3 protein-coding genes are annotated in these 2,066 nt (G+C 68.2%); 1 reads left to right on the top strand and 2 read right to left on the bottom strand.

Features of this window, described 5'->3' with window-relative positions; all coding sequences use genetic code 11:
- Positions 1-64: 64 nt before the first annotated feature.
- The gene (locus tag Q0R63_RS17565) at positions 65-253 is read right to left on the bottom strand and encodes an excisionase family DNA-binding protein (protein ID WP_295700180.1); all 189 of its coding nucleotides are present in this window, start codon (positions 251-253) and stop codon (positions 65-67) included.
- Between the two features lie 514 nt (positions 254-767).
- On the opposite strand from Q0R63_RS17565, the gene Q0R63_RS24670 reads away from it, so the two are divergent.
- Positions 768-1,196: a helix-turn-helix transcriptional regulator gene (locus Q0R63_RS24670; RefSeq protein WP_366521166.1), complete on the top strand. Its 429-nt coding sequence runs from the start codon at positions 768-770 to the stop codon at positions 1,194-1,196.
- Here Q0R63_RS24670 and Q0R63_RS17560 read toward each other — a convergent pair.
- Positions 1,177-2,066 (bottom strand): GAF domain-containing protein (locus Q0R63_RS17560; RefSeq protein WP_295700177.1); only part of this gene is annotated, 890 nt, incomplete at its 5' end. The genes Q0R63_RS24670 and Q0R63_RS17560 overlap by 20 nt on opposite strands.

Raw genomic sequence — 2,066 nt, 5'->3', positions numbered from 1 at the left:
GGCAGCTGACGCTGGCTGAATCACGTCAGCCCAACGTCGTCGAGTCGTCGAGTCGTCGAGTCGTTCAGGCTGTGGGGACTGGGACCATCAGCTGGTCCACCTCGGTGGCGTCGAGGCGGATGATGCGCGGTCCGAGCCGGTAGGCGCGCAGGCTCCCGTCAGCGATGCGTCGTCGGAGCGTCCGTGGGCTGACCCCCGTGCGTTCAGCCGCCTGGGTGATCGACTCGTAGGTCCGTCTCGTGGTGGCTGTCATCGTGGTGACCCCTTCCTTCACCGTCTAATGCCTCAGACATGCTTGCTGATGGTCACTGGGCCTGGTTGTAGCGCGCGGGACGGGGGACGCCATGACCTCGCGTTTGCCGTGTTCGCGGGCGGCGCAACGGCCCCTTGTTCGAACCCGCCGGACCTTGGTCCGGCACAATGCCGTGCACGGGGTGATTGTGCGACCGTCCCAGACCGAAACCCGGAGGAGGTGGGCAGTGCCGGGTTCCGTGTCCAGGGCAGCAGCAAGACCTAGTGCCCAGGCGAGTGGTGGGGTCCGGACTCGTGCGGGGGCAGAGTCTTGCGCTGTCGAAATCGCACCTTGGATCGGAACCCTCTGTTGAGCGTCCCTACGGACGCCACGACTCCGCTGACGCGTGCTGGGCCTCAGGGTCGGAGGGCGTTGCCTCTCGCGCTGAGGGCAGCCAGTGGCCGCCAAGCCCGTCGCTCCGAATGCGCCTGGGTTCGCGCGTCCCCTGTGCAGCCCTTGTACTTGGCGTGCCTAGGTGACGCCGGGTGGCCTGGTGAATCCGTCTGCGATCCGTGACTCACGGATCGCGGCTAGGTTGACGCAGCAGGAGCTAGCACGGCTGGTGGGGGTCGCCGGTGGAGACCGGGTGTCGAAGTGGGAGTGCGGGACGGCAGAGCCTCGCCCAGAGACCTTGCACCGGCTGGCGGCGGTGCTCGACCGGCAACCGGTTGATCTACTGACCCCTCTCATTGGTGTCGCGGACCTGCGGCGGCTCCGAGTGCTCGCGGGGAAGACTGCGGCTAGCGTGGCGAAGGCCGCGCACCTGTCGTTGACGACGTATCAGCGCTGGGAGGGGGGCGACATCGAGCACCTCCCTCCCCGTGCGGCGTTGGTCGAGCTGGGGGAGGCGCTCGGCGTCAGCCCGGACGACGTGGGTTCAGCGATCAGGGCTGCGCGAGGCTGAGAGTGAACAGCCCGGCGGTGGTGTGCTGGTCGAGCAGAATGATGTTGGCGACGATGTCGACGTCGAGCCAGCCGTTAGGCACTCGAGCGAGCCGCAGCTGACCGGTAGTGCGACCGGTGCGCAGCGAGTCCGACAGCTGCTCGGCGGCGAGCTGGTCGTCTGGGTGGATCCACCGGGGGTCCGGTCGGTGGGGGTCGTGGGTCCAGTGGAGGTCGGGAAGGGGGTTGTCGATCCACCGGAGGATGCGCAGGGTGGCGAGGTTGACCAGTGCGCGGTGCTCCCCGGGTCGGGCGATGCTCTCGAGGACGCGATGTTCGAGTATCGCTGGGGGAGGAGCTGCGGGTGTGGCGTCCGCGGGGCCGATGTCGTGGGTGATCCCGCGGAGGACGACCTCAGGGCCCTCGTTGGTGGTCTCAAGGATCGCTCGACATGAGAGGTGGCCCGCGCGCACCTCGGCGTCGTCGCGGCGGATGGCCCACACAGCTTGGTGTTCGTCGCCAGGACGTGAGCGGACGAGCAAGGCCATGGCCTGCGCACCGTCGACGTTGGGGATGAGTCGGGTGAAGGCTTCGGCGGTGGCTCGTTCGGTCTGCCGCTGGTCCGCTGGGACCCCGTAGAGGTCGAGGAGTCCGTCGCTGCCGCCGATCGTGTCGGTGGTGAGGTTGAAGTGCCAGGCCCCGGCGAGGTCGCGGGATGGGGGTTCTTGGTCGAGACCGCCCACCCAGACCCAGACGCCGTGGACGTGGCCTCGGAATGAGATCAGTGGTTCGCAGACAACGTAGTGCTGCCCGTCGCGGGTGGTGTGGTCCCTTTGCTGGCCGGTGGCCACGGTGTCGGCAACAGCCTCCTCGACGGCGGTGAGGAAACGTC

This window comes from Lapillicoccus sp. (assembly GCF_025353065.1).
In the GTDB taxonomy this organism is placed as follows: Bacteria; Actinomycetota; Actinomycetes; order Actinomycetales; family Dermatophilaceae; genus Lapillicoccus.
The sequence above is the reverse complement of the archived record's forward strand: the minus strand, read 5'-3'. Positions and strand labels throughout refer to the sequence as shown.